The sequence below is a fragment of the Leptolyngbya sp. FACHB-711 genome (assembly GCF_014695615.1).
In the GTDB taxonomy this organism is placed as follows: domain Bacteria; phylum Cyanobacteriota; class Cyanobacteriia; order Elainellales; family Elainellaceae; genus Leptolyngbya_A.
Genome location: NZ_JACJOR010000439.1, coordinates 1 through 1,774, shown reverse-complemented (window position 1 = coordinate 1,774; position 1,774 = coordinate 1). Strand labels below are relative to the sequence as shown.

General features: G+C 53.3%; 2 protein-coding genes and 1 tRNA gene. 2 read left to right on the top strand and 1 reads right to left on the bottom strand.

The window, feature by feature from the left end:
• On the top strand, window positions 1-645 hold a 645-nt coding region (cofG, locus tag H6F80_RS19645), incomplete at its 5' end, for a 7,8-didemethyl-8-hydroxy-5-deazariboflavin synthase subunit CofG (protein ID WP_190793213.1).
• On the opposite strand, the gene cpdA is transcribed toward cofG, so the two are convergent.
• The gene (cpdA, locus tag H6F80_RS19640) at window positions 589-1,350 is read right to left on the bottom strand and encodes a 3',5'-cyclic-AMP phosphodiesterase (protein ID WP_190793212.1); all 762 of its coding nucleotides are present in this window, start codon (window positions 1,348-1,350) and stop codon (window positions 589-591) included. The genes cofG and cpdA overlap by 57 nt on opposite strands.
• Window positions 1,351-1,487: 137 nt before the next feature.
• Between cpdA and H6F80_RS19635 the strand changes: the two genes are divergently transcribed.
• A tRNA-Cys gene (locus H6F80_RS19635) sits at window positions 1,488-1,559 on the top strand.
• Window positions 1,560-1,774 lie beyond the last annotated feature (215 nt).

Genomic DNA, 1,774 nt, shown 5'->3' with positions numbered 1-1,774 from the left:
ACTCCTGCTCTGCTGCAAACTGTCCATCACCGCGCTCCCAGTAAAATTCCGTCTGTCCGCCTACAGCAGCTCGAATGGGCAGGCGAACTAAAGATTCCCTTTACCACAGGCTTACTACTCGGCATCGGCGAAACCGAAGCAGACTGGGTCGAAACCCTGGAGACGATCGCCCAAATCCACGATCGCTATCGCCACATTCAAGAAGTGATCTTGCAACCTCACAGTCCCGGGCAGCAACAGTCCTGGCAGGGTAATGCCTTTGCGATCGAAACGCTACCGCAGGTCATTCAGCTTGCCCGCACCCTCCTGCCTCCAGAAATCACGCTGCAAATTCCGCCCAATCTAATTCCAACCTCGGCTCAGCTCATTGCCTGTCTGCAAGCAGGAGCACGCGACCTTGGCGGCATTGGTCCCAAAGATGAAGTCAATCCCAACTACCCTCATCCCCACGACGCAGCCCTGGCTGAAATGGTTCAGCAACACGGTTGGCAGCTCACTCCTCGCCTTCCCATTTATCCGCAGTACGACGATTGGCTTCCTCTCGCGTTAAGCACTCAGGTTCGCTCCTGGCGCAACCGGCTCAGTCAATTACTGCTTGATGGGCACCCGCTCCACCGCAGTCTCAAACCGCCCGTCCGCCCATAGTCGCAGGATGCGAAATCCTGGCATCTGATCGTCGATCGCAAAAGTCTCACTGTGCGGCTTGAACTGTACACAGGTCGAAGGCGTACCTAAATAAGTGACTCCTTGCCGCTGCCGCTCAAACACCTGATGAATGTGCCCAAACAGCACCAGCTTCACCTGCGGATGACGATCGATCACGGCTAGCAGATCGGCTGCGTTGCCCAGCCCAATCTCCCCCATCCAGGCAGACCCCACATCCAACACCGGATGATGCAGCGCCACAAACGCCGGAAGATCAGGATAACGCCGCAACGCCTCGTCCAATTCCTGTAAGCTTTCCTGAGACAACTCGCCCCCCACCTCTCCCGCTACCCGGGAATCGAGCAATACCCCATTCCAGCCAGCCTGCTGCAATGATTTTTCACGCCGAAAAGGAGCCTCGCTCAGCATTCGCATCATCAATTCTGGTCGATCGTGATTGCCCGGAATCCAATAAGTGGGAAGACCAAGCGGCGCAATCAACTCCCGCAAATGCTCATAGGATGCCAGCGTCTCATCCTGCGATACATCCCCGGTTAACAGCAAAACATCCGGCTGCCTGTGCTGCACTCGCTGAATGACTGCCTGAAGCGATCGAACAGTATTCACGCCTTTCAAAGCCTGATCCGAATTGGCAAAAAGATGGGTGTCGGTGATTTGGGCGATCGTTACGGCTTCCTGTGCCATTATTCCTCTACCGTCAAGCGCGACCATTCCATTTTGAAACAATTTTTAGCATATTTTCCTGAAGAGTAAAGTTGTTTTGCCTGGCAGGCTTCTAATAAAAGCAGCGAGATCTGATATACTGGCTTCTGAATCAATATGGCGGCATAGCCAAGTGGTAAGGCAGAGGTCTGCAAAACCTCCATCCCCCAGTTCGAATCTGGGTGCCGCCTTCAAGAATAGAAGAAGCAAATGTAGAGCGAAGGAATAAGTGTCCGTAGCGAAGGATTGAATGCCACAGCGAAGGATTTTATGTCACGATAGCGAAGAATTGCGGCTCATCCCATCTTTTGGTGATCCAGCAGTAGGGAGTACAAGCAAAAGCCTCTCAAACTAAGGGTTAGCGGCAATGTTTGAGGTTTAGAGCGTCTGAGAGCAACAAGATGAG